Annotated in this window: 19 protein-coding genes and 1 CRISPR repeat array; of the genes, 5 read left to right on the top strand and 14 right to left on the bottom strand. The window is 30.7% G+C overall.

What is annotated here, in order from left to right; all coding sequences use genetic code 11:
• Nucleotides 1-13: 13 nt before the first annotated feature.
• The 7 genes from O3802_RS02010 to O3802_RS01980 form a co-directional block, all read right to left on the bottom strand.
• The gene (locus O3802_RS02010; RefSeq protein ID WP_371458070.1) at nt 14-232 is read right to left on the bottom strand and encodes a hypothetical protein; all 219 of its coding nucleotides are present in this window, start codon (nt 230-232) and stop codon (nt 14-16) included.
• A gap of 59 nt (nt 233-291) precedes the next feature.
• Nucleotides 292-468, bottom strand: a complete 177-nt coding sequence (locus O3802_RS02005) for a hypothetical protein (protein ID WP_371458069.1) — start codon at nt 466-468, stop codon at nt 292-294.
• A gap of 88 nt (nt 469-556) precedes the next feature.
• On the bottom strand, nt 557-1,444 hold the full coding sequence (locus O3802_RS02000; RefSeq protein WP_371458068.1) for a ketopantoate reductase family protein: 888 nt from the start codon (nt 1,442-1,444) through the stop codon (nt 557-559).
• 202 nt (nt 1,445-1,646) lie between these two features.
• Entirely contained in the window at nt 1,647-3,074 is a 1,428-nt protein-coding gene (gene gatB / locus O3802_RS01995; RefSeq protein WP_371458067.1) for an Asp-tRNA(Asn)/Glu-tRNA(Gln) amidotransferase subunit GatB, read from the bottom strand.
• Nucleotides 3,075-3,087: 13 nt separating this feature from the next.
• On the bottom strand, nt 3,088-4,545 hold the full coding sequence (gatA, locus tag O3802_RS01990; RefSeq protein WP_111743055.1) for an Asp-tRNA(Asn)/Glu-tRNA(Gln) amidotransferase subunit GatA: 1,458 nt from the start codon (nt 4,543-4,545) through the stop codon (nt 3,088-3,090).
• An 18-nt stretch (nt 4,546-4,563) separates the two neighbouring features.
• Nucleotides 4,564-4,854, bottom strand: a complete 291-nt coding sequence (gene gatC, locus O3802_RS01985; RefSeq protein WP_004632186.1) for an Asp-tRNA(Asn)/Glu-tRNA(Gln) amidotransferase subunit GatC — start codon at nt 4,852-4,854, stop codon at nt 4,564-4,566.
• A 714-nt stretch (nt 4,855-5,568) separates the two neighbouring features.
• Nucleotides 5,569-6,093, bottom strand: a complete 525-nt coding sequence (locus O3802_RS01980; RefSeq protein ID WP_371458066.1) for an isochorismatase family protein — start codon at nt 6,091-6,093, stop codon at nt 5,569-5,571.
• A gap of 246 nt (nt 6,094-6,339) precedes the next feature.
• On the opposite strand from O3802_RS01980, the gene prmA reads away from it, so the two are divergent.
• Entirely contained in the window at nt 6,340-7,275 is a 936-nt protein-coding gene (gene prmA, locus O3802_RS01975) for a 50S ribosomal protein L11 methyltransferase (protein WP_371458065.1), read from the top strand.
• A gap of 48 nt (nt 7,276-7,323) precedes the next feature.
• Here the strand turns inward: prmA and O3802_RS01970 are convergent, their stop codons facing one another.
• From O3802_RS01970 to O3802_RS01955, 4 genes are all read right to left on the bottom strand, one after another.
• A complete protein-coding gene (locus O3802_RS01970; RefSeq protein ID WP_371458064.1) occupies nt 7,324-8,340 on the bottom strand; it encodes a 2-hydroxyacid dehydrogenase in 1,017 nt (338 codons plus the stop codon).
• A gap of 112 nt (nt 8,341-8,452) precedes the next feature.
• Nucleotides 8,453-9,526, bottom strand: coding sequence for an AEC family transporter (locus O3802_RS01965; protein WP_371458063.1), 1,074 nt, complete (start codon nt 9,524-9,526; stop codon nt 8,453-8,455).
• Between the two features lie 277 nt (nt 9,527-9,803).
• Nucleotides 9,804-10,484, bottom strand: coding sequence for a response regulator (locus O3802_RS01960; RefSeq protein ID WP_371458062.1), 681 nt, complete (start codon nt 10,482-10,484; stop codon nt 9,804-9,806).
• Between the two features lie 3 nt (nt 10,485-10,487).
• Complete coding sequence (locus O3802_RS01955; RefSeq protein ID WP_371458061.1) at nt 10,488-12,089, bottom strand: ATP-binding protein; 1,602 nt, start codon at nt 12,087-12,089, stop codon at nt 10,488-10,490.
• Nucleotides 12,090-12,476: 387 nt separating this feature from the next.
• On the opposite strand from O3802_RS01955, the gene O3802_RS01950 reads away from it, so the two are divergent.
• Nucleotides 12,477-13,883: an APC family permease gene (locus O3802_RS01950; RefSeq protein ID WP_371458060.1), complete on the top strand. Its 1,407-nt coding sequence runs from the start codon at nt 12,477-12,479 to the stop codon at nt 13,881-13,883.
• A gap of 89 nt (nt 13,884-13,972) precedes the next feature.
• Here O3802_RS01950 and O3802_RS01945 read toward each other — a convergent pair whose 3' ends face one another.
• Nucleotides 13,973-14,341 carry a hypothetical protein gene (locus O3802_RS01945; protein ID WP_371458059.1) on the bottom strand — a complete coding sequence of 123 codons (369 nt, stop codon included), beginning with the start codon at nt 14,339-14,341 and terminating at the stop codon, nt 13,973-13,975.
• Nucleotides 14,342-14,541: 200 nt separating this feature from the next.
• Here O3802_RS01945 and uvrB point away from each other — a divergent pair, with 200 nt between their 5' ends.
• Nucleotides 14,542-16,542, top strand: coding sequence for an excinuclease ABC subunit UvrB (gene uvrB, locus O3802_RS01940; RefSeq protein WP_371458058.1), 2,001 nt, complete (start codon nt 14,542-14,544; stop codon nt 16,540-16,542).
• An 89-nt stretch (nt 16,543-16,631) separates the two neighbouring features.
• Here uvrB and O3802_RS01935 read toward each other — a convergent pair whose 3' ends face one another.
• A complete protein-coding gene (locus O3802_RS01935; protein ID WP_371458057.1) occupies nt 16,632-17,306 on the bottom strand; it encodes an ABC transporter ATP-binding protein in 675 nt (224 codons plus the stop codon).
• A 10-nt stretch (nt 17,307-17,316) separates the two neighbouring features.
• Nucleotides 17,317-18,372, bottom strand: coding sequence for an FtsX-like permease family protein (locus O3802_RS01930; RefSeq protein WP_371458056.1), 1,056 nt, complete (start codon nt 18,370-18,372; stop codon nt 17,317-17,319).
• Nucleotides 18,373-18,546: 174 nt separating this feature from the next.
• Between O3802_RS01930 and O3802_RS01925 the strand changes: the two genes are divergently transcribed.
• Both O3802_RS01925 and O3802_RS01920 read left to right on the top strand, forming a co-directional pair.
• The gene (locus O3802_RS01925; protein ID WP_371458055.1) at nt 18,547-19,614 is read left to right on the top strand and encodes a D-alanine--D-alanine ligase; all 1,068 of its coding nucleotides are present in this window, start codon (nt 18,547-18,549) and stop codon (nt 19,612-19,614) included.
• A gap of 9 nt (nt 19,615-19,623) precedes the next feature.
• Nucleotides 19,624-20,982, top strand: coding sequence for a UDP-N-acetylmuramoyl-tripeptide--D-alanyl-D-alanine ligase (locus O3802_RS01920; RefSeq protein ID WP_371458054.1), 1,359 nt, complete (start codon nt 19,624-19,626; stop codon nt 20,980-20,982).
• A gap of 141 nt (nt 20,983-21,123) precedes the next feature.
• Nucleotides 21,124-23,587: direct repeats of the CRISPR family, unit length 36 nt; unit sequence GTTTGGTGTAACTCAAAATTTACATATCTCTCAAAC.
• Nucleotides 23,588-23,745: the final 158 nt, after the last annotated feature.

Here is a 23,745-nt window from a genome sequence, read left to right as displayed (position 1 = left end):
ATTGTTGATATTATTATATCAATAAACTCTCATTATTTCCAAGAAATAAAAAATATCGGTTTTCCTTCCTCATAAACTTCGTTATTTTACCTTCTTTTTTGTATGTTTCTACTGCTTTTGCTACTTTCTCAAAGCCGCGTTTTAAGCTGTATGAATAGATATCTCTAAATAATCTATATCCTAGTTTTTCATTTACTTCGAATGCTAGTGTGCATAGTTCATATGTTTCCATTGTGTCAAAGTTTTCGTGTGCTTTTACTACATCTAATAATATGTCATCACTATGCTCTACTATTGCTTTTCTAGTCTATCATTTAGGAATTTTGACTTTTCTAGAGTATGTTTATATAATTCTTTTGATGTAGTTGAGAAGTCTGCTACTAAACTTTCTCTACCTAGTTTATAATATGGTTCATATCCTAACTTTTGATTTACATCTTTTGTAATAACAATCAATTCTTCTGACACTGATTCTAAACTGTATGATGCGTTAATTTTTTCTCCTCTATTTATCCTTCAAAGTATTTGTTATTAATCTATTTTATTTCTACTCATCTTATTTCCTATCTCCCCCACTCCCAATATAACTATAAAACTGATTGTGCAACTCCCTCATTTCATCTAAAGCTTTCATTGAGTGTTGATACATAAATGTATTACCAAATTCACTTTGGAATGTAAAACGCAGTCCTATACTCAATATTTGTACTGGTAGCCTGTGTAATACTTTCATTTTTTTAGGAGTTAGCGTTACTCCTAATTTGTGTAGAGAATCTAGATTTTTCTTTATGGTTATTGCTGTTTTCCTCATTAGCTCTTTGTCTTCTCCGGCTTTTTCAGGAACACTAGCTTCATAATAGGCGTCTGCAATCGGCACTATCATAGCCAAATGACACAGTTGCCATGCATGCATATCTTTTTCTATTTTATATGAGATATGAGATTTTTTAAAGAGAATAGCTAATTGCGATAATCTTTTTGATTTATTACCATTTATTTCACCAAAAGTAGTTGCTTGAATAATACTAGGTGTTAGTTTCGCATTTAGTATATTACCTTCAAAACTACCTCCTGCCCCCGGAAATGCAGGTATTATTCTTCCTTTACCGCATATTTCTTCCCACGTATTATATTTTTCTAATGTATTTAACATTGTCACAATATTTGGACTGTTATTATTTTTCAACTCCTCTAATGCTGTATGAACTTGGTTTGATTTTACAGTTAAAAATACAAAATCGTAAATATCATTAGCTTCTACTTTATCAATAATATTTACTTTTACTTTTTTAATCTTTTTATTTTTAAAATATAATAACCCATTTTGTTTAAAAGATTCTAACCTCCTACCTCTTGCATATATAGTTGTATCAAATCCCGCTTTACTAAATAGTGTTGCATATAAACATCCAATTACCCCTGCTCCATATATTAAGATTCTCATTATCTTCTCTCCCTATTAAAAATTACTCTATTGTTATTATATCAAATATATTCAGCAGTATGTGACTAAAAAAGCAGTATTAAATTAAAAATTTCATCTTTCATATTCACTCCTCCATATATTAGCCATTTTATTAGCATCTATTTACTCCCACCACAAAAACCTCAGAACACTTATAATGTTCTGAGGCTATTTTTATTTATTATCTCTTCGCTATTTCTTCCAATAGCATTTTGTTAATCATTTGTGGGTTGGCTTGTCCTTTAGAAGCTTTCATAATTTGTCCTACTAAGAAACCAATAGCACGGTCGCGTCCGTTTTTGTAGTCTTCGATAGATTTTGGATTGTTATCTAATGCTTCGTTAACCCAAGCAAGTAGTTGTCCGCTATCTGATACTTGTACAAGACCTTTTTCTTTAACGATTTTCTCAGCATCTCCACCGTGTTCGATAAGTTCTGCAAATACTTTTTTCGCGATTTTACTTGAGATTGTTCCATCAGTAATTAGTTTAACCATTCCTGCTAGACCTTCTGCAGTTAATGCTGTTTCGCTAAGTTCTTTTTGAACTTTGTTTAGATAAGCATTTACATCTACCATTAAGTAGTTAGATGCTAGTTTTGCATCAGCTCCTAATGATACAGTTTTTTCAAACATATCTGACATTTCTTTTGTTAATGTCAGTACATGAGCATCGTATGCTGGTAGTCCAAGTTCTTCTTGGTATCTTCTTTGACGAGCATCTGGAAGTTCTGGGATAGTTTTTCTTACTTCTTCCATCCATTCATCAGAGATAATCATAGGTACGATATCTGGCTCTGGGAAGTAACGGTAATCATCAGAACCTTCTTTAACACGCATTAGTTTTGTAGTTCCTGTTGTTTCATCGAAACGACGTGTTTCTTGCTCGATTTTTCCACCTGATAGGATAACTTGTTCTTGACGTTTTTCTTCATACTCAAGACCTTTTCTTACGAAAGTAAATGAGTTTAAGTTTTTAAGCTCTGTTTTTGTACCAAATTTTTCTTGACCGTAAGGACGGATAGAAATGTTCGCGTCACAACGCATAGATCCTTCTTCCATCTTAACGTCTGATACTTCGATATATTGGATAATTGAACGCAGTTTTTCTAAGTAAGCATATGCTTCTTCTGGCGTTCTAATATCTGGCTCGGATACGATTTCGATAAGAGGTGTTCCTTGACGGTTAAGGTCTACTAGTGAATAACCATTTTTGTGAGTTAGCTTCCCAGCATCTTCTTCAAGGTGAGCACGTGTAATACCGATACGTTTTGTTTCTCCGTTTACTTCGATATCAATCCATCCGTTTTCTCCGATTGGTTGATCGAATTGAGAGATTTGGTATGCTTTCGGGTTATCTGGATAGAAGTAGTTTTTTCTATCAAATTTTGACTCGCGAGCTACTGTCATGTTAAGAGCCATTGCAGCTTTCATTCCCCATTCTACCGCTCTTTTGTTTACTACTGGAAGTACCCCAGGGTATCCTAAGTCGATTACGTTAGTGTTAGTATTTGGTTCTGCACCAAAGTGAGCTGGAGATGGTGAAAATATTTTTGAATCTGTTTTTAATTCTACATGGACTTCTAGTCCAATTACTGTTTCAAAATGCATCTTGTTTCTCCTATTATAATTCTATTTTTTTATCGTGTAAATTGTAGTGTTGTTCGAAGTTGTACGCTACATCATACAATGTTGATTCTGCGAATGGTTTTGCGATTAATTGCATACCGATTGGACGTTTACCTTTGAATCCACATGGAATGCTTAATCCTGGTAGTCCAGCCATGTTAACTGGAATAGTCAGTATATCATTTGCGTACATTGTAACTGGGTCTCCGATTTCTTCTCCGATATTGAATGCAACTGTTGGCGCTGTTGGTCCGATGATTACATCATATTCTTTAAATACTCTGTCGAAGTCTTCTTTGATTAAAGTACGAACTTGTTGTGCTTTTTTGTAGTACGCATCGTAATATCCTGAAGATAATACGTATGTTCCTAACATAATACGACGTTTAACCTCAGCGCCAAATCCTTCTCCACGAGTTTTTTTGTAAATTTCTTCTAAGTTAGTTGCGTTTGGACTTCTATATCCGTAGCGAATTCCGTCAAAACGTGAAAGGTTTGAACTTGCTTCAGCTGATGCGATAATGTAGTATGTTGAGATAGCATAGTCTGTATTTGGAAGGCTTACTTCTTCTACTATTGCTCCTTGACTTTCTAGGTATTTTACACCATCAAGAACCGCTTTTTTAACATCTTCATCAATTCCTGCACCGAAGTATTCTTTCGGAAGGGCAATTTTTTTACCTTTAATATCTCCAGTAATAATTTTGCTGAATTCTGGTACTTCTACCGGTGCACTCGTCATATCATGAGCATCTAATCCAGAGATAATTTCTAGTACACGTGCATTGTCTTTTACCGTACGTGTCATTGGCCCGATTTGATCAAGAGATGATGCAAAGGCAACAAGACCAAAACGTGATACACGCCCGTATGTTGGTTTAAGTCCAACAACACCACAGTATGATGCTGGTTGTCGTACTGATCCACCAGTATCACTTCCTAGTGTAAAGCTAACTTGACCTGCTGCGATAGCTGTTGCACTACCACCACTTGATCCTCCAGGTACTGCATCTAAGTCATGCGGGTTACGAGTAAGTTTGTAATAAGAGTTTTCTGTAGATCCTCCCATCGCGAACTCGTCCATGTTTAGTTTCCCCATAAGGATTGGATTTTCCGCATTAAGTTTATTCATTACTGTCGCATCGTAAATTGGATTAAATCCTTCCAAAATTTTTGATGCACATGTTGTTTGGATATCTTTTGTTACGATATTATCTTTAATTCCCATAGGAATACCGAATAATTTTCCAGTTGCTTGTCCACTTTCTTGAAGTTTATCCATAGCTTCTGCTTGTTTAAGTGCAATTTCTTCTGTAACTGTAATAAAAGATCCAACTTTTTCTTCAGTTGCTTTAATTCTGTCTAATGATTCTTTTACTAAATCACTTGGTTTAATTTCTTTATTTTTCAGTTTAAGTTCTAAACTTTCTATTGATTCATGTATTAAACTCATTAAATTATCTCCTTATTATTAATCTATGATAGTAGGTACTTTGAATTGACCTGCTTCTGTTTCATGAGCATTTTTAAGAACTTCTTCTCTATCCATTCCTGGTTCTGCAACATCCTCACGGAAAACATTCACTAAATCTAAAACGTGATATGTTGGTTTTACATTTTCTGTTGGTGCACTGTTTACTTCGTTGAATAAATCTACAACTTTTTCTAATTTTTCAATGTATCCTGCAACTTCCTCTTCTTTGATTTCTAATCTTGAAAGATGTGCAATATGATTTACTTGTTCTCTTGTAATTGTTGACATATATATTCCTCCATTTTTATTATTCTTTTAGCTACTTTTTTAGTGTAGAACCATCTGTTAAGCAATTATATCGAGGTTTTCAAACATTTATATAAATTAAAAAGTCCCACATAGTTAATTAAAACTACATGGGACGATTGCTAATTTCGTGGTGCCACCCTAATTTATATCAGAATACTGATACCTCTATAAAGTATATTTTATTTTATAAAAAGTGTTGCTTATTTCAATCATCAATGTCCAATCTTTCAGCCTATGGATTAAACTCTCTTATAATAGAAACATGAAATAAAAGTCTTTTTACTTATTATTTGTTACGGTTATTTTATTATATTATACCATAATGCCTATAATGTCAAGGAAATTACAGAACTTACACAAATATCATTTATAGTTTACTTTTATATTTTTATTAAACTTAGTTTTTACATAAAACGTATTAGTTTCTAAGTGTATATATTTTCCAAAATTATTTAGTTATTCATATTGAAACATTAATATTATTTTCTCCTTATTCATTAAGGTTATTCATCCTTTTTGGAAACAACACAAAGAATTATTTTGTCAAGCTGTTTTCGTAAAGTTAATTACATATAAAAATCTTCTATAAGTACGTCTGAGTATTGATAAATTACTTAATACTTATCATAGTTAATTAATTTTTTGCTAATTTTATTTTTTAGTACTTAATATACTTCCTTATACATTATTTTTTTAATTTAGAAGCTTTTTTACATCTTCAATATCTAGAACTTTCGCAAAGCGATTATTCCAAATATAATCTTGATAAAAGTCAATAATTTGCTGTGCTTTTAAATGATTATTATCAAAAGTTGTGACAGCATCTCTCACTAAAACTTGTTTAAAGCCATACTCAAAACCAATTTTTAATGAGGTATCAATACAAAACTCTGCTTGCATCCCCACCATAGTATAACTCTTAATTCCTTTACTATCAAGGTAAGCTTTTACATCTGTTTTTTGGAATATAGAGTTAAAATTTTTATTAAAAATTTTGTCCTGAGGTCGTGGACTTAATTCGTGATATATTAACCAGCTTTGGTCCCCTTCTGAAAGGAAACCTTCAGATTCTGTATGGCGGATATAAATAATATCTCTACCAGCTTCTTCAAAACTTGAAATAGTTTCCTTCACTTTCTTAATATAATTCTCTTTATTAGCAGGGCCAAGGTTAATTAATCCTTCCTGAATATCAACAACAATCAATGCTTCCATCATATTTATTCTCCTTTGGAATCCATTATTTATGAAAATTATAACAACTTTTACAATACCTGTCAATCAGCATATTTTTAAATTTTTTGTTTGATTAAAAAGTATAAATAGTGTAATATATGTACATATATTACATAGAATTTAATAACAAAATTATATTATTTTATATTCTAATTAACCCTATTAATAGTTTGATTCTTTTTAATTTTAGACTATAATATAAAATTTAAAATATTTGTGAGGTATAAAATGGAAAATTGGATTGAAATTACAATTCACACTACTAACGAAGCTAGTGAAATAGTTGAATCTATTTTATTAGATTATGGTTCTACTGGTGTTGCTATCGAAGACCCTACTACATTAGAAGAAAATTTACACGATGACTTTGGGACTATTGTCGAACTTAGTCCAACTGATTATCCAGAAGTTGGAGTTATAGTTAAAGGTTATATTAACGAACTAAACTTTGATGATGAAACTTTTAATCGTTTTAAAGATGAATTAGAACAATTAGGAAAAAATATTAATATTGGAGAATTCTTCAAAATCGAAACTACTACTATTCAAGATAGCGATTGGGAAAATTCTTGGAAGGATTATTTCGATATTCTTAATATCGGAGAAAAATTTGTAATTGTACCGACTTGGCGCGAGTATGAGAATGAGGAAGATAAATATGTAATTAATATTGATCCTGGTATGGCTTTTGGTACTGGCGGACATGAGACTACTTCTCTTTGTATTAAAAACTTAGAAAAATATGTTAAACCTCATGATAATGTTATCGATGTAGGTTGTGGAAGTGGTATTCTAAGTATTGCAGCCAGTTACCTAACTAACGGTAGTCTAAAAGCTGTTGATCTTGATAAACTTGCTGTTGACGTTTCTCGTGAGAACTTCGCTCTTAATAATCTTGAAAATCGTATTGAAGTAGAGGAAGCTAGCCTCCTTACTAAAGAAACAAAAAAATATGATGTTATAGTTGCTAATATATTAGCTCATATTATTGAACTTATGTTAGAAGATGCTTATAAACTACTTGAAGATGGTGGATACTATATTACTTCTGGTATTATTAAAGATAAAAAAGATGAACTTCTTGAAAAAATGTTAGAACGTGGATTCAAACTAGTAGAAGAAACTTCTGATAATGAGTGGTACTCATTTGTTGTAACTAAATAAAGTTAATAGAAAAGAGACTAAAAATAATTTTTAGTCTCTTTCTGTTTCTTATTTTGCTTCTGGTAGTTCAATAGCATTGCTTGTTGAACCTTTTGTTAATACATCGTTTAAATTATCAAAGCTGATTTCAATCATATTTGATAATGCTTCGTCTGTATTCGATCCAACGTGTGGTGTTACTAATACTTTTGGATATAAATCAACTAATTCTCTAACTACTTGATCTGAAATTTCGTCTCCATTTTCAAAGTTCTTGAAGAAGAATGCTGCTTCATTCGCAAATACATCTGTTCCAAAACCATCTAATTTACCTGATTTGATACCTTCTAAAATAGCTGCATTATCTTGTAATTCTCCACGAGCAGTATTAATTAAAATTGCTCCGTCTTTCATTTTAGATATGAATTCTGCATTAACCATTTTATCATTTTTACCTGGGAAGTAAGGAACATGTAAGCTTACGATATCAGATTCGGCAAGTAGTTCATCCATTTCAACAAATTTTACTACTTCTTTTGCCGCATCACTTTGGAATACGTCATAACCTAATACTTCTGCTCCTAAACCTTTGAATAACATCGCTTCTGTTAAACCGATTTTTCCAGTTCCAATGATTCCAACTTTACAATTTCGGATTTCTTTACTAAACATAGTACCATCTACACGGAAATCATATTTTGACGTTTTGTTTACTGTATGAGATACGTGGCGTAATAAACTCATTGCAAGTGTCAATGATAATTCTGCAATTGCATTTGGTGAATATCCTGGAACACGTGCTACACTCATATTGTAATCAGCTGCTGCTTGCAAATCAATATGATTAAATCCTACTGTACGTGTAAATAAATATTTAATTCCATATTCTGACATTTTCTCTACGTTTTGTCTGTCTGCAACACAGTTTCCACGTAATATTACAGCATCCATTCCTTCTGCTGTTGCAATATTGTCATGAGTTAATAACTCTTCTACTAATTTTAATTCAAAGTTATATTTATTTAATTTTTCAAAAAATGGTACTTCGTTAGGACGAACACCATAACACACTACTTTTAATGACATTTTAAATTCCTCTTTCTCTTTATAATTTATATATTAAAAACGAGACTGTTTTGGACAATCTCGTTTGTTGTTAATTTCGGAACGAGATTGTCCAAAATACTGTCTATATTTATTAATGGAAAATTCCTAGTGAACCTATGATTTGGATAATTACAATCCAAACTGGTGTTAATACTACAGCACCTAGTGTACCTAGTAATGAAGCATTTGATGCTAGTACTGCGTCTTTATCGAAGCTAATAGCATAAGCTGCAGCGACAGTTGCTGGTGGTGTAGCCATCATTACTACGATAGTTCCTAATGCAGTAAGATCAACTGGTAAAACTTTTGTTACTGTTAATACTGCTAAGATAGCAACATTAATAGCTGGAATAACTAATAATTTAACAGCTGTGTAGTACCAAGTTGGTTTGTTTGATAATGCATCTTTGAATGATACTGAACCAAGTGTCGCACCGATTGCTAACCAAGCAAGTGGTGAACATAAACCTGCAAGATAAGTTAAAATTTGTTTAAATTGAGGTAAAGTTTGATCTAAACGCAAGAATGCATATTGTTTAACTACGCTAGCACCAGTTTTTGCATCTACCACTGATACTCCAACTTTTGGCATGTACCCTTGGAATAACCAGATAAATAACCCTAAGAATGTTGCGATAACTATTGGGTTTAAGAACATTGTCTTAACATTTTTCATAGTCATTTTTAATCCACTCATCTTAATATACCCATATGAGTATAAGAAGATACGGTATCCAATATTAAAGATAGAAGCATATAATGTTCCTGTTGGTCCATAAATAGCTGTTACAATTGGAATTCCGAAAAATGTAGTTGAACCAAAGATTGCAAGAACACGCATTGTATCTTGTTGATCACCTTTGAATTTCATAAATAACGGTTTACTGATGAAAATTAAAACAATATAAACTGCTATTCCCCAGATAAGAACGTTAATACCTTGGTTTAATTTTTTCTCATCAATATCAACTAAGAACGAATTAAACGCTAATGCTGGAAGTGATACTGTAAGAACTACATTAGTTAATACTTTCGCAGTTTCATCCTTGAATATCCCCTTCTTACGACAATAATATCCTAATAGGATAATAGCAATACTTGAAATAATTGCTGTATTTATTTTTTGGTTTGTTAATGTTTTAGAAAAAACATCTAAAAAATTCATAATAAATATTATCTCCTTTAATTTTTTGTGTACTATTACACCTTTTCGTGTTTCTAATATATCATTTATAAAAAAATATTCCTACTTTATAAAAGTATTATAACTTATGTAAATAAAGTAAATATATAATAAAAATAGCTAATTAAAGACTATTATCCTTTAATTAGCTATTTAAAAATTTATTATTTTTATACACTATAGAAGTATTTTTATAAATAATTTTGAGTGCTTTTAAGTTTTTGAATATAATACAAAAGCATCAAAAATTATAATACAGCTATAATAATTTTTCTAATTCTTTTATAGATACTACTTTGAAAATTGATACAGGTCTACCTAATGTATAATAATCTGCATCTTCACTAAGAATACCCACATCTACCAAATAATTTAAATATTTCCTTATTGTTATTCTAGAAATATCCGTAGCATCTGCTATATTTTGTGTTGTAAATCCCTTTGCCCTATCACGCAAATTTTCTATTATTTTTTTCAATGTTATTTTTGATAGCCCTTTAGGCAACTCTCCCATAACTTCATTTTCCTTAGAATAACTAAAATATTCATCTATCATATCTTGACTTACTTTTTCTTGTGACATCAACGATGTAAAATCTCGGACTTTATCTATCGCTTGAGAAAACCTCTCATATGTAAATGGTTTAACTAAGTAATCTATAACTCCATTTGACAAAGCACTTTCAACTGTATTAATATCATTTGCTGCAGTAATCATAACTACTGGATAACCTTTTAATTTTGGTAAAAATGATATACCTTGACCATCTGATAAATAATTATCCAGTATTATTAAATCTACATTATTTTTTTCTAAATATCTTTGAGCTTCTTCCAATGATATTGCGTGTATAGTTTTAAAGTCTAAGGCTTTTCTTTTAAAGTATTCTTGATGAATCATCGCTACCATTGGATCATCTTCTATTATCAATACTTTCATTTATTAGTCCTCCAATATAGGTATTTCTATTTTTATCTTTGTTCCCTTATTCTCTTGACTATCCAATTCTATTAAACCACTATATTTCATAACTGTACTTTCTACCGCTTCTAAACCATATCCCCTATTATTTCCTTTAGTAGAAAATCCTCGTTTAAAAATATTTTTCTTATGTTTTTCCTTTATTCCTTCTCCATTATCTTCAACTGAACATAATAGTATCTTTTCTTCTGTATTCAAGTATAAATAAACATCTATCTTCCCATTATCTTTATTTTTTAAAGCATCAAACGCATTATCTATTAGCACTCCTAATATAATTACCAACTCGTTATATAAAGTTTCTAAGCCTTCTTGCTGACAAATCACAGAGTCTGAATCAATCACCAATTTTATTGATTTTTCTCTAGCTTCTCTCTCTTTAGCTAGTAAGAATCCGGCGATAGAGGGTACTTTTATATTTTCAGTTATATGACCTATTTTTTCATGGTAATCATTCTTTAAGTAAGCTATATATTTTTCGACATCATCATATGATTTTAATTCTATCAAACCTTGTAAAACATGAAGTTTATTCATGAAATGATGACTTTGCTCTCGGAGGCTATCATTATATTTTTCCGTACCACTTAGTTCTGTAATTAATTGTTTCATTTCTGATTGGTCACGCAACGATACAACCGCCCCATATAGACTTTCATTATTATATATTGGATTGCTGTTTAATAATATATCAACATGGTTTATTATTATTTGTTCATCTAAACTTTTAATACCATTTTCTAATACTGTTTTAAATAACAAATTATAAAGTTCCTCATCAATTATATCACCTATTTGAATCTTTATAGGTAGTTTCGCTTTACTTAGAATACTATTAGCACTACTATTTACTACTATTACTTTTTTATTTATATCTATCGCTATAATACCTTCTGATACATGATCAGAAATAAGTTCTTTTTCTATGTAATGATGTGCAATTTCTTCTGGTTCATAGTTTAATAAAATTTTCTTCAACTGTTTATAAAATATTGAAGCTAGTAATACTGCTACTCCTAATCCAATAAACAATGAGAGAATCAGATTTCGTTGTGCTTTTGCTAACTGGCTTTCTACTGTTTTTTTAGTATACCCTACACATACCACACCAATATTATTACCCGCATCATCTTTTATAGCAGTAAAGAATCTAACACCTTCACCTAATGTACCAGTTTGTTTACTGTAATGATCTCCTTGGGTAAAGGTTTTACTAATATCTTCTATACTTGAGAATTTTCCTCCTATTAACTCTGGTGTAGGATGAGAATATCTAGTAAAGTCAATATCTGTTACTACAATAAAATCTGTACCCGTTTCTTTCATTGCATTAAATGTATAACTTTGAATATCAAGATTATTTTCTTTTTTAGTTACAGCTTCTTTAATTTCTTTATTTGTAGCAATTATCTTAGCTGTAGCAGATATCTTTTGACGAATTACCTCATCTTCTCGTGTTTTTATGTACTCTCTTAAAAATACTGTGGTTATTAAAAGTGATATTACTACCAAACTCATCATAAATACGATAAGTTTGAATAATGTACTTTTTTGTTTTTTCAAAGTACTATCAACTCCTTATGTAAAAATCGTTACCAAAGTCATTATAATTTATATTTGAACTGAATTCAAGAGATAATAATTTTCTTCAGATAGTTAAATTACTTTAAAATGTAGATACTTTATTAATGTTATATTTAAAGTACAATTAAACCTATATAACATTATTGAAACTTTCTTTTGTCAAAATAGTTATTCTATTATTACCTTTTTATCTAATAATTTTTATGTATATTTATTTCTTATTATCTCTATCAACTCATATTATCTTGATTATTAAAATATTACTATATACTACTAATAATATCACTTGAATAATTATATATATTATGCTAATATCTTCATAATGCATATTGCAGAAATATAATTATATATAGGAGGAAAAATATTATGGAGAAAGAAGCTAAAAAAATATTTTGGTATACATTAGCTTTTATGGCCTTCTCGACTGTTTGGGCATTTGGTAATATTGTTAACGGCTATTCAGAGTTCGGCGGACTTAAATCTATTTTTTCATGGGTTTTAATCTTCGCAATCTACTTTATTCCATACTCTCTTATCGTTGGAGAATTGGGTTCTACATTTAAAGATGCTGGTGGTGGTGTTAGTTCTTGGCTTAAAGGAACTCACAGTAAATTACTAGCCTACTATGCAGGATGGACAACATGGGTAGTTCACATGCCTTATATTTCTCAAAAACCATCACGTATTATTGCAGCTTTTAGTTGGGCTACATTCCGAGATAATCGTATTAGTAAAATGGATATTACTTTTGTACAGATTACTTCACTTATAATATTCTTAGTAGCATTATTCTTAGCAGCAAGAGGTATTAACTTTATCAAAAAACTTGCAACATTAGCGGGTTCATCAATGTTTATTATGTCATTATTATTTATCTTGATGGCTATTACGGCACCTTCTATCACAGGAGCAAAAACTTTTAAAATCGATTGGTCTTTAGATACATTTATGCCAACATTCGATATTAAATATGTAACATCAATAGCGATTCTGGTCTTTGCCGTCGGTGGTTGTGAGAAAATTTCACCTTATGTTAATAAGATGAAAAAGCCTTCAACTGATTTCCCTAAAGGAATGATGACTTTAGTTCTTATGGTTGTAACAACAGCTATTTTAGGAACATTCGCACTTGCTTTAATGTTTGATACTAATAATATTCCAAAAGATTTATTAACTAATGGTACATATTATGCATTCCAAACATTAGGTAACTACTATGGAGTTGGTAATTTATTCTTAGTTATCTATGCTATAGTTGACTTTATTGGACAAGTTTCTATCGTTATTATCTCAATCGATGCGCCATTACGTATGCTATTAGGAAGTGCTGATGAACAGTATATACCGAAAAAATTACTAGTTAAGAATGATAACGATGTTTATACTAATGGTCTAAAACTAGTTGGTGTTATCGTATCTATCCTTATCATAATTCCAATGTTTGGAATTAAAGAGGTAAATGAGCTATTCAGATGGTTAGTTAAATTAAACGCTGTTTGTATGCCACTACGTTATTTATGGGTATTTGCTGCTTACATTTTCTTGAAAAAATCAGCAGAAAAATTCCAATCAGAGTACAAGTTTGTAAAAAACAAATACATTGGAATTGGTTTAGGAGCATGGTGTTTCTTCCTTACTACATTTGCTTGTATTACTGGAATGTACACACCAGGAAGTCCATTCCAAACGACAATGAACGTAATTACTCCAATAATTCTTATCTCACTTGGTTTAATTATGCCAATTCTTGCGAAAAAAAATAATAGTAAATAAGTATATTTATCTCCCTACAATGTATGGAGGCCAAGATATACAATTATAAAATGCTAAGTAACATTTAGATACTTAGCATTTTCTTTTTATTAGTTATTATATTTAAAATACTTCCTTCTTTTAATCCACCCTATTACACTTACGCTAAATCTTATAATTATCATTATAGCAGTTAATACTAATAAAACTATATTTAATTTGAAATAAAATAATGTACTTCCATCATCTGTCGTAAAAATACTAACAAAAAAGCCAAGAGATGCCCACGGCATCACAATAAGATATTCTAACAATAAACTTACTATATTATATATTTTCCATTTTTTTGATAGCCATATTTTCTCCTGTTTGTTTTTTCTTTTTATCAACATACGGATTAATATTAAAAAAAGTACTAACTCTATTAAAAAATATCCATTTAAAGCAAATAAAAGTATAACCTCTTCTTTTATATTCATAACTTTCTTATCTCCAATACCCAATTTAAATTTCCGATTACCCTACATTATAATTTATATTAATATACTTTTCAAGAAATATTGAATTACACTATCATTTCTTATTATAATCAAAGAACTTTTACTATTTACACTTCTATTATATAATTATATAGAAATATATTATTTGAATATCTCATTTTTTGAAAGGAGTGAATTTTTTGGAAGCTAATAGATTACATGTCGACTTTGATCTTCAAAGTAATTATGAACCAAAAGGTGACCAAGTAAATGCCATTCGCGAGCTTACCGAGGGTATTAATAACGGAGAAAAGTACCAAACTCTTCTTGGTGCTACAGGTACTGGTAAAACTTTTACAATAGCTAATATTATTAAAAATGTTGGCAAACCTACTCTTGTCCTTGCTCACAACAAAACATTAGCTGGTCAATTATATAATGAATTAAAAGAATTTTTCCCAAATAATCGTGTTGAATACTTTGTATCTTACTACGATTATTTCCAACCAGAAGCATATGTTCCATCAACTGACACATATATCGAAAAAGATTCTTCTGTCAATGATGAAATAGATAAACTACGCCACAGTGCGACATCTTCATTATTTGACCGCGATGATGTTATTATTGTTTCTAGTGTCAGCTGTATCTATGGTCTTGGATCTCCAGAGGAATATTCTTCACTTGTATTATCATTACGAGTTGGCGATGAAATCAATCGTAATAAAATATTAGAAAAACTAATTAATATCCAATATATGCGTAACGATATAGACTTTACCCGTGGAACTTTTAGAGTACGTGGTGATGTTATTGAAATCTTCCCTGCATCACGAAGTGAAAACTCTGTTCGTATCGAAATGTTTGGTGATGAAATAGAACGTATCCGTGAAATTAATTCTCTTACAGGAGAAGTTCTCTCTGAACTTAATCACATAGCTATTTATCCTGCAAGTCACTTCGTTGCAGGTGAAGAAAAAACTAAAGAAGCAATCAAACGTATTCGTGCTGAGTTAGAAGATAGGCTTAAAGTTTTTAATATGGAAAATAAATTATTAGAAGCACAACGTTTAGAACAACGTACTAACTATGACCTAGAAATGATGGAGGAAATGGGATTTTGTTCAGGAATAGAGAACTATTCACTACATTTAACTTTACGTGAACCTGGTTCTACTCCTTATACATTGTTAGATTATTTTCCTAAAGATTGGCTACTTGTTGTCGATGAATCTCATGTTACCCTACCTCAAGTAAGAGGTATGTTTAACGGTGACCGCGCTCGTAAACAAGTTCTTGTCGATTATGGTTTTAGATTACCTACTGCTTTGGATAATCGTCCACTGAATTATACTGAGTTTGAAAATAAACTAAATCAAGCAATTTTTGTTTCAGCTACCCCTGGTGATTACGAGTTAGAACATAGTTCTAAAATTACCGAACAGATTATTCGACCTACAGGACTTCTTGACCCACTTATCGATATTCGTCCTGTTAGCGATCAAGTATTTGATATAACTAAAGAAGCAGAAAAAATTATCGCCAAAGGTGAGCGTGTTCTTATTACAACACTTACTAAAAAAATGGCAGAAGCACTTACCGCTTATCTTAAAGAAAATGGTCTTAAAGTAGAATATTTACATTCTGATATTAAGACTTTAGAGCGTACCGAAATAATTCGAAACTTGCGTCTTGGAAAATTTGATATCCTTGTCGGAATAAACTTATTGCGTGAAGGACTTGATATTCCAGAAGTATCATTAGTAGCTATATTAGATGCCGATAAAGAAGGTTTCTTACGTGGAGATAAGACGCTATTACAAACAATAGGTCGTGCTGCTCGTAACGCTAATGGACGTGTAATAATGTATGCTGACAATATTACACGAAGTATGCGTAAAGCAATAGATGAAACTAATCGTCGTCGCGAAATTCAAATGGCATACAATGAAGAACATGGAATTACACCACAAACGATTATTAAAGGAATTCGTGATAGTATTAGTGCTAAGAAAGAAGTTGTTCCTGATGAATCATTAGAACTTGTACAACAAGATACAACTATTACTGATGACAATATAGAAGAACACTTAGCAGAACTAGAGCAAGAAATGTTCGCTGCTGCTGGAAAATTCGACTTTGAGCGTGCAGCAGTTCTTCGTGATACTATCGCAGAGCTAAAAGAAAAATACAAAATTTAAAATAACAGCTAGATACTAATTTAAACATTATATCTAGCTGTTATTTATTATAACTTTATACACACTTATAAAATTTTAATTCCCGTTGTTTATTTTTTAATCTCAACTAAATGTCCATCTTCCATACGATAGACTCGATCAACTTTATCTAATAAACGCGTATCATGAGTAATCATAACAACACCTTTATTTTTTTTATGAGCAATTTCCGCCAGCAAATCTGCCACTTGATGAGCACGATTAGTATCTAAACTCGCCGTTGGTTCATCTGCCAAAATAACTCTAGGATTATTATATAGTGCTCGTGCTATAGCTGCCCTTTGACGTTCTCCTCCTGATAATTCTTTCGGATAAGAATTTTTTAGCTTTTCTAGTCCTAACATATCAAATAGTTCTTTACGATTCATCTTATCTTTTTCTGGGGTGCCCAACTTATCTATCAAGTCTAATTGTTCTCCTACTTTTAGAAATGGAATTAGATTAGACGCCTGTAATATAAATCCAAATTCTTCAAAACGAAGTTCTGTTTTTCTCTTTTCATTTAGATTAGTTATATCTTCTCCACAAAATGTTATCTCTCCACTTGTTGCTTCTTGTAAATTCCCAAGAATAGTCAAGAAAGTTGTTTTACCCGAACCTGAAGGGCCTATAATGGCAACAAATTCTCCTTCATTAAGATAAAATTCAGTTGGATGTAATGCTGTAAATTGCATATCTCCATCATTATATACTTTCGTTATATTAGTCATTGTTATTAGATTCATTATATCCCTCCTATTCAGCTATTGCTTTAATTGGCGATACTTTTAAAATTTTTGGTAATGAAATTAATCCACCAATTAGCGATACTAAAATAATAGAAATACTAAGTACTGTATACGCTAGCCAATTCACTTCAAAAAATAATGTCTTAGGAATAATATACCTTGTTCCTAGCACCGCGAGTAAAGCTGTTCCTACACCAATACTTGATAAAATTAAAATCTGCCAAAACAATGCCGACACGATATCTTTAACCTTTATACCTTGAGCTCTCATAATTCCATAAAGTCCCAATTTCTGTATAGTTATAATATAAATAAAAATACCTATAACCAAACTTGTTATTAACACTAATGCTCCTATCATTCCAGCAAAAACACTCTTTTGTGCCGAATAACCTGGTATACTCTTAATCACTTCTTCTGTATTCAGTTGTAATAATCCATCTCCAACAACTGCTTTATTATTGACTTTAACTATTGCTGATATCGCCTTGCTACCATTTATAGTTCCTTTTATAGTCCAATATGTTTCCAAGTTTGTATATATCATAGTAGATGTTAAAAATTTATTATTTTTTGTTATTCCAACAATTGTATATTCATCTTTACTACCATTAATAAATATTTTACTTCCTAACTGTATTCCATAATTATTAATAGATTTATCTGCGACTACTTCAGTATTGCTACTGGGATATCTGCCATCTTCTAATTTTGGAATAATCTTACTATTCCATTCTTGCGCGAAAACCGAAATATTAATTTTTTTATCATTATTTTCTAAATTCACAACGGCTGGAGTATACCCCATAGGTATAGAATCTTCATCTAAATTATTTTCATATTGATTTTTTGGAATAAACGATGCTGTTAAATTTTTGTTAGCATATTCTGATAGTACTACAGAACGTGCTTGCCAATTATCTATTGCCGACCTATTATCTTTCATTAAGCCCAATGCAAGACTTGTCATGAAAAAGACCATGTACGTTATAAGAAAGGTGATTACCACAACTAATGTATAACGTAACTTATTGTATAATATTTCTTTTAATGCTAAATACATATATCACTAACCTCTTCTATTTTATTTGTTTCTTAACATTAACATAAACCTGCTCATTCAGCAATTAATTGAATTTTATATTTTAAAAAAATATTCCATTTTTATTTTTTATGGTATAATGTAATAGTAGACTATTACTATAGTCAATCTCATTTTTAGTTAGGAGATGTTAAAATGATAAAACAAAATATCGGAATTATATATGGTGGGAAAAGTGCTGAGCATTCTGTATCACTATTAACAGCAAAATCAATTATTAATGCAATCAACAAAGAAAAATATAACGTATTTCCTATCTTTATATCTTTAAGTGGAGAATGGGCCCGTGGAGAAAAAATAACATCTGAAATAAAAGATCACAAAGAACTTATCTTCTCTAATTTTGATAACGATATAAGTGGATTACTATTTGAAGATAACCATAAATTTGATATTGTGTTCCCTGTTTTACACGGACCAAATGGAGAAGACGGAACAATTCAAGGTTTATTAGAAATTATGGATATTGCTTATGTTGGCAATAATGTACTATCTAGTGCAGCTGGTATGGATAAAGTAATTATGAAGCAATTATTTGCAGCATATGATTTACCACAGTTACCATATACTCACTTTATCGAATACAATTGGGAAAAGAACAAAAATAAAATTATCAAAGAAATTAACGACAATCTTAAATATCCTGTTTTTGTTAAACCTGCTAACTTAGGTTCATCTGTAGGTATTAGCCGTTGTAATGATGAAAAACAATTAATAAAAGGTATTGAAGAAGCTCTTAAATTCGACAAAAAAATCGTAGTTGAACAAGGTGCTGTTGGAGCTAAAGAGATTGAAGTTGCAGTTCTTGGATACAATGAAGTAAGAACTACAGATCCTGGAGAAATTGTAAATATTTCTACAACTGAATTCTATGATTATGAAACTAAATATACTGATGGGCAATCTCGCATGGATATTCCTGCTCCTATTGATACAGCTTTATATTCAGAATTTAGAGAAATGGCAGAAACTGCATTTCGCGCAATTAGTGGATCAGGTTTAGTACGTGCAGACTTCTTCTATACTAAAGAAGGAAAAATCTTTATTAACGAAGTAAATACAATGCCAGGCTTCACACCATTTTCTATGTTCCCATCACTTTGGGCGAATATGAATGTTACCTACCCTGAAATAATTGAAGAACTATTCGATTTAGCATTAGAGCGTTACGAAGACCGTAAAAATTTATTAACAGAAGAATAGGAAATTACTATGAAATATTTTGTTAAAGATTTAGAAAAGATATTAAATGCTAAAAAAATAAATTTGGTAGATAATAAAGAAATTACAGGAATTGCCATTGATAGCCGAAAAGTACAAGAAGGAGATTTGTTTATTCCTTTTTTAGGTGAAAATGTTGATGGTCATAATTATATCGAAAGTGCCTTCGAAAAAGGCGCTGTGGCCTCATTATCTTTAAAAGATGATTTTGAAAGTGATAATAATGTAATTTATGTAAATGATAGCTATGAAGCTATTCAAACATTAGCTAAACATTATTTAAAAAATTTAAATGCAAAAATTGTTGCTATAACAGGAAGTAATGGAAAAACAACAACAAAAGATATAGTTACAAGTATTTTAGAAACAAAATTCAAAGTTCACAAAACTCAAGGTAACTTCAATAATGAGCTAGGAGTTCCGCTGACTATTCTTGCTGCTCCAGAAGATAGTGACATTCTTGTGCTTGAAATGGGAGCTGATAACTTTGGTCAACTTGACTTCTTGTCAAAATTAGTAAAACCAGATTATACGATAATTACTAATATCGGAGAAAGTCATATCGAATTTTTCGGCTCACGAGCAGGTATAGCCAAAGCAAAATTTGAAATTACAAATGGTATGAAAAAAGACGGCTTCTTCGTCTACAATGGGGACGAACCATTATTAAAAGAATTGGTAGAAAATTCTAGTATAAACGCTACTTCATGCGGAGAAAATTCCTACAACGATATTATTCTAGAAAATTACACTATCACCCGTAATAAAATAGATTTCAAACTTAATATCGATGAAAATAATTTTTCTACTACATTAAAAGGTAAACACAATTTATTTAATATAATGTTCGCAGTAGCAATAGCTAAAAAAATTGGTCTAACGAATGAAGAAATTCGTCACGCAATAGATAATATTTCTAAAATTACTAATATGCGTTTAGAGAGTGTCCCTTATGGTGAAAATTCATTAATTATAAATGATGCTTATAATGCTAGTCCTACTTCTATGAAGGCTGCTGTTGATGTTATTAGTGATTTTAATGATTTTGGATTTAAAACGCTTGTTCTTGGTAGTATGTTTGAGCTTGGACCAAATGAAGTCGAGTACCATAGCGGAGTTGGTACTTATATAAACAATAATTCTCATGATATTAATTTAGTTATTAGTGTCGGTGATCTTGCTAAAAACATTACAGATAACATTAATAATAAAGATATAACCACCCTTCACTTTTCAACTATTGAAGAAGTGACTGATTATCTAAAAGCTAATAAACACAAAAATGAAGTAATCTTGTTTAAAGCAAGCCGTTCTATGAAACTAGAAACTATTATTAGCAATATAAAATAAAAAATAAAAAGTTGAGTATAGCCTACAAAATGAAGCTATATTCAACTTTTTTATTTTCATTCATTTTCTAAAATAATTTCCAAAGTGTGAAGACACACTCATTTTAGAATTTTTATTTTGTCTTTTCATTTAAGACAAAATATTTTATAAGATTCAAAATTTACATATCTCTCAAACTATAAAATACCGTATTTATGATTTTACACGTATTTCCTAAAATAATAATATTTATCTGTATATAACTATTTTAAAATTTTTACTTACCATTTCATATAATTCAAAATTTACAATTCTCTCAAACCGTCATCCACCGTATATTCTCTATTCATTTGTTTGGTGTAACTCAAAATTTACATATCTCTCAAACAAAAATCCTATAGCGTTGTACCATTCGTGAGTTTGGTGTAACTCAAAATTTACATATCTCTCAAACTTTACTTCATCTAGTTTTGACACCCCTTGCGTTTGGTGTAACTCAAAATTTACATATCTCTCAAACGAATCCCGTCTAGATAAATCGGATGAATTAGTTTGGTGTAACTCAAAATTTACATATCTCTCAAACCGAGGATCTTCAACAAAAGGTATTTGGCTTGTTTGGTGTAACTCAAAATTTACATATCTCTCAAACAGCAACTGGGTTCCATCTAACCCCAAAATCGTTTGGTGTAACTCAAAATTTACATATCTCTCAAACTTATAAGTTATGTTCGTATTCTTAGTCCCTGTTTGGTGTAACTCAAAATTTACATATCTCTCAAACTAAGTACCGTTTGATATCTCAATTGAAACGTTTGGTGTAACTCAAAATTTACATATCTCTCAAACAACCACTGGCCTACAGTAGAAAATATAGAAGTTTGGTGTAACTCAAAATTTACATATCTCTCAAACCTGTTGCCATTTATTTATCCTCTTTTCTTTGTTTGGTGTAACTCAAAATTTACATATCTCTCAAACGTAACTCCACAAATTTATGAAACGTATAATGTTTGGTGTAACTCAAAATTTACATATCTCTCAAACTGTTGTTGAGTCAAGGCTGCAAAAGTAACTGTTTGGTGTAACTCAAAATTTACATATCTCTCAAACAATAAGTACCGCCATCTAAATATACTTGCGGTTTGGTGTAACTCAAAATTTACATATCTCTCAAACACTTCTGCTACTAGTTCATTTATATTTCGGTTTGGTGTAACTCAAAATTTACATATCTCTCAAACTATTATTCTTTTATTTCTCCCAAAATATTAGTTTGGTGTAACTCAAAATTTACATATCTCTCAAACGAGCCGATTAAGAATGGCATTGATGTTAGTGTTTGGTGTAACTCAAAATTTACATATCTCTCAAACAAAGGCTTATGTTTGATTAAATGTTAACAGTTTGGTGTAACTCAAAATTTACATATCTCTCAAACAAATGAAACATGGTTTACAGCAGATGAAGCGTTTGGTGTAACTCAAAATTTACATATCTCTCAAACAATAATTCTTGAGGACGTGCATATAGATATGTTTGGTGTAACTCAAAATTTACATATCTCTCAAACAGAAATCCCCCTACTGTCTTCCCCTTGTTAGTTTGGTGTAACTCAAAATTTACATATCTCTCAAACCTAAAATGCTTGACAGCATTCAAAGTAGCAGTTTGGTGTAACTCAAAATTTACATATCTCTCAAACAAAGGTTCAACATCTCTGTTAATCTTACTTGTTTGGTGTAACTCAAAATTTACATATCTCTCAAACAGAATCCAAAAGAAAAGCTAACAAGAAATGGTTTGGTGTAACTCAAAATTTACATATCTCTCAAACTAAGGCTGTATTTTCACGCCAACCTTGATTGTTTGGTGTAACTCAAAATTTACATATCTCTCAAACACAGCTATAGTAGAATACGTTCCTAGTGTTGTTTGGTGTAACTCAAAATTTACATATCTCTCAAACTTTCAACTAGCTAGCGATAAGGAATTAAAAGTTTGGTGTAACTCAAAATTTACATATCTCTCAAACTCGCGTTGAAGAAGTCTTCTGTTTTTACAGTTTGGTGTAACTCAAAATTTACATATCTCTCAAACAGATCTTTCAACGGAAATTCCTGTCAGTGGTTTGGTGTAACTCAAAATTTACATATCTCTCAAACTGAACAAATATTCTCGATATTGTAAGCCAAGTTTGGTGTAACTCAAAATTTACATATCTCTCAAACTAATCTTTCGTTTTGTGTTTTTAGTTCTTTGTTTGGTGTAACTCAAAATTTACATATCTCTCAAACTGTTGAGTTTTAAGTGCTTCTATTTCAGATGTTTGGTGTAACTCAAAATTTACATATCTCTCAAACCATATTATGTCCTTTTGCTCCAGCTTGATATGTTTGGTGTAACTCAAAATTTACATATCTCTCAAACTCAAAAATTTCAACTAAAGAAACAGAGGATGTTTGGTGTAACTCAAAATTTACATATCTCTCAAACGATGTTCTATATCTTTTGAAATTTCCTCAGTTTGGTGTAACTCAAAATTTACATATCTCTCAAACACAGCTATAGTAGAATACGTTCCTAGTGTGTTTGGTGTAACTCAAAATTTACATATCTCTCAAACCTCAAATTGAGGTTTGGAAAAGAAATTTTGACTACTAAACTTTAAAAACTAATTATATACAAAAAAATGGACCGACACCGATCCAGCCATAAGGCAATATAGATAAATCTTTATTTGAACTCGAATGTAAATTTTGAATCTATCTTTATTATACAATT

Source organism: Gemella sp. 27098_8_92 (genome assembly GCF_041433685.1).
Classification (GTDB): domain Bacteria; phylum Bacillota; class Bacilli; order Staphylococcales; family Gemellaceae; genus Gemella.
Note: the sequence above shows the minus strand (reverse complement) of the source record. Positions and strands in the feature narration are given on the sequence as shown.

Bases quoted from the DNA above. Each gene is read 5' to 3' on its own strand.
- O3802_RS02010 (WP_371458070.1), bottom strand. From the start codon at position 232: ATGGAAACATATGAACTATGCACACTAGCATTCGAAGTAAATGAAAAA.
- O3802_RS02000 (WP_371458068.1), bottom strand. From the start codon at position 1,444: ATGAGAATCTTAATATATGGAGCAGGGGTAATTGGATGTTTATATGCA.
- gatB (WP_371458067.1), bottom strand. From the start codon at position 3,074: ATGCATTTTGAAACAGTAATTGGACTAGAAGTCCATGTAGAATTAAAA.
- gatA (WP_111743055.1), bottom strand. From the start codon at position 4,545: ATGAGTTTAATACATGAATCAATAGAAAGTTTAGAACTTAAACTGAAA.
- gatC (WP_004632186.1), bottom strand. From the start codon at position 4,854: ATGTCAACAATTACAAGAGAACAAGTAAATCATATTGCACATCTTTCA.
- O3802_RS01980 (WP_371458066.1), bottom strand. From the start codon at position 6,093: ATGATGGAAGCATTGATTGTTGTTGATATTCAGGAAGGATTAATTAAC.
- prmA (WP_371458065.1), top strand. From the start codon at position 6,340: ATGGAAAATTGGATTGAAATTACAATTCACACTACTAACGAAGCTAGT.
- O3802_RS01970 (WP_371458064.1), bottom strand. From the start codon at position 8,340: ATGTCATTAAAAGTAGTGTGTTATGGTGTTCGTCCTAACGAAGTACCA.
- O3802_RS01965 (WP_371458063.1), bottom strand. From the start codon at position 9,526: ATGAATTTTTTAGATGTTTTTTCTAAAACATTAACAAACCAAAAAATA.
- O3802_RS01960 (WP_371458062.1), bottom strand. From the start codon at position 10,484: ATGAAAGTATTGATAATAGAAGATGATCCAATGGTAGCGATGATTCAT.
- O3802_RS01950 (WP_371458060.1), top strand. From the start codon at position 12,477: ATGGAGAAAGAAGCTAAAAAAATATTTTGGTATACATTAGCTTTTATG.
- O3802_RS01945 (WP_371458059.1), bottom strand. From the start codon at position 14,341: ATGAATATAAAAGAAGAGGTTATACTTTTATTTGCTTTAAATGGATAT.
- O3802_RS01935 (WP_371458057.1), bottom strand. From the start codon at position 17,306: ATGAATCTAATAACAATGACTAATATAACGAAAGTATATAATGATGGA.
- O3802_RS01930 (WP_371458056.1), bottom strand. From the start codon at position 18,372: ATGTATTTAGCATTAAAAGAAATATTATACAATAAGTTACGTTATACA.
- O3802_RS01925 (WP_371458055.1), top strand. From the start codon at position 18,547: ATGATAAAACAAAATATCGGAATTATATATGGTGGGAAAAGTGCTGAG.
- O3802_RS01920 (WP_371458054.1), top strand. From the start codon at position 19,624: ATGAAATATTTTGTTAAAGATTTAGAAAAGATATTAAATGCTAAAAAA.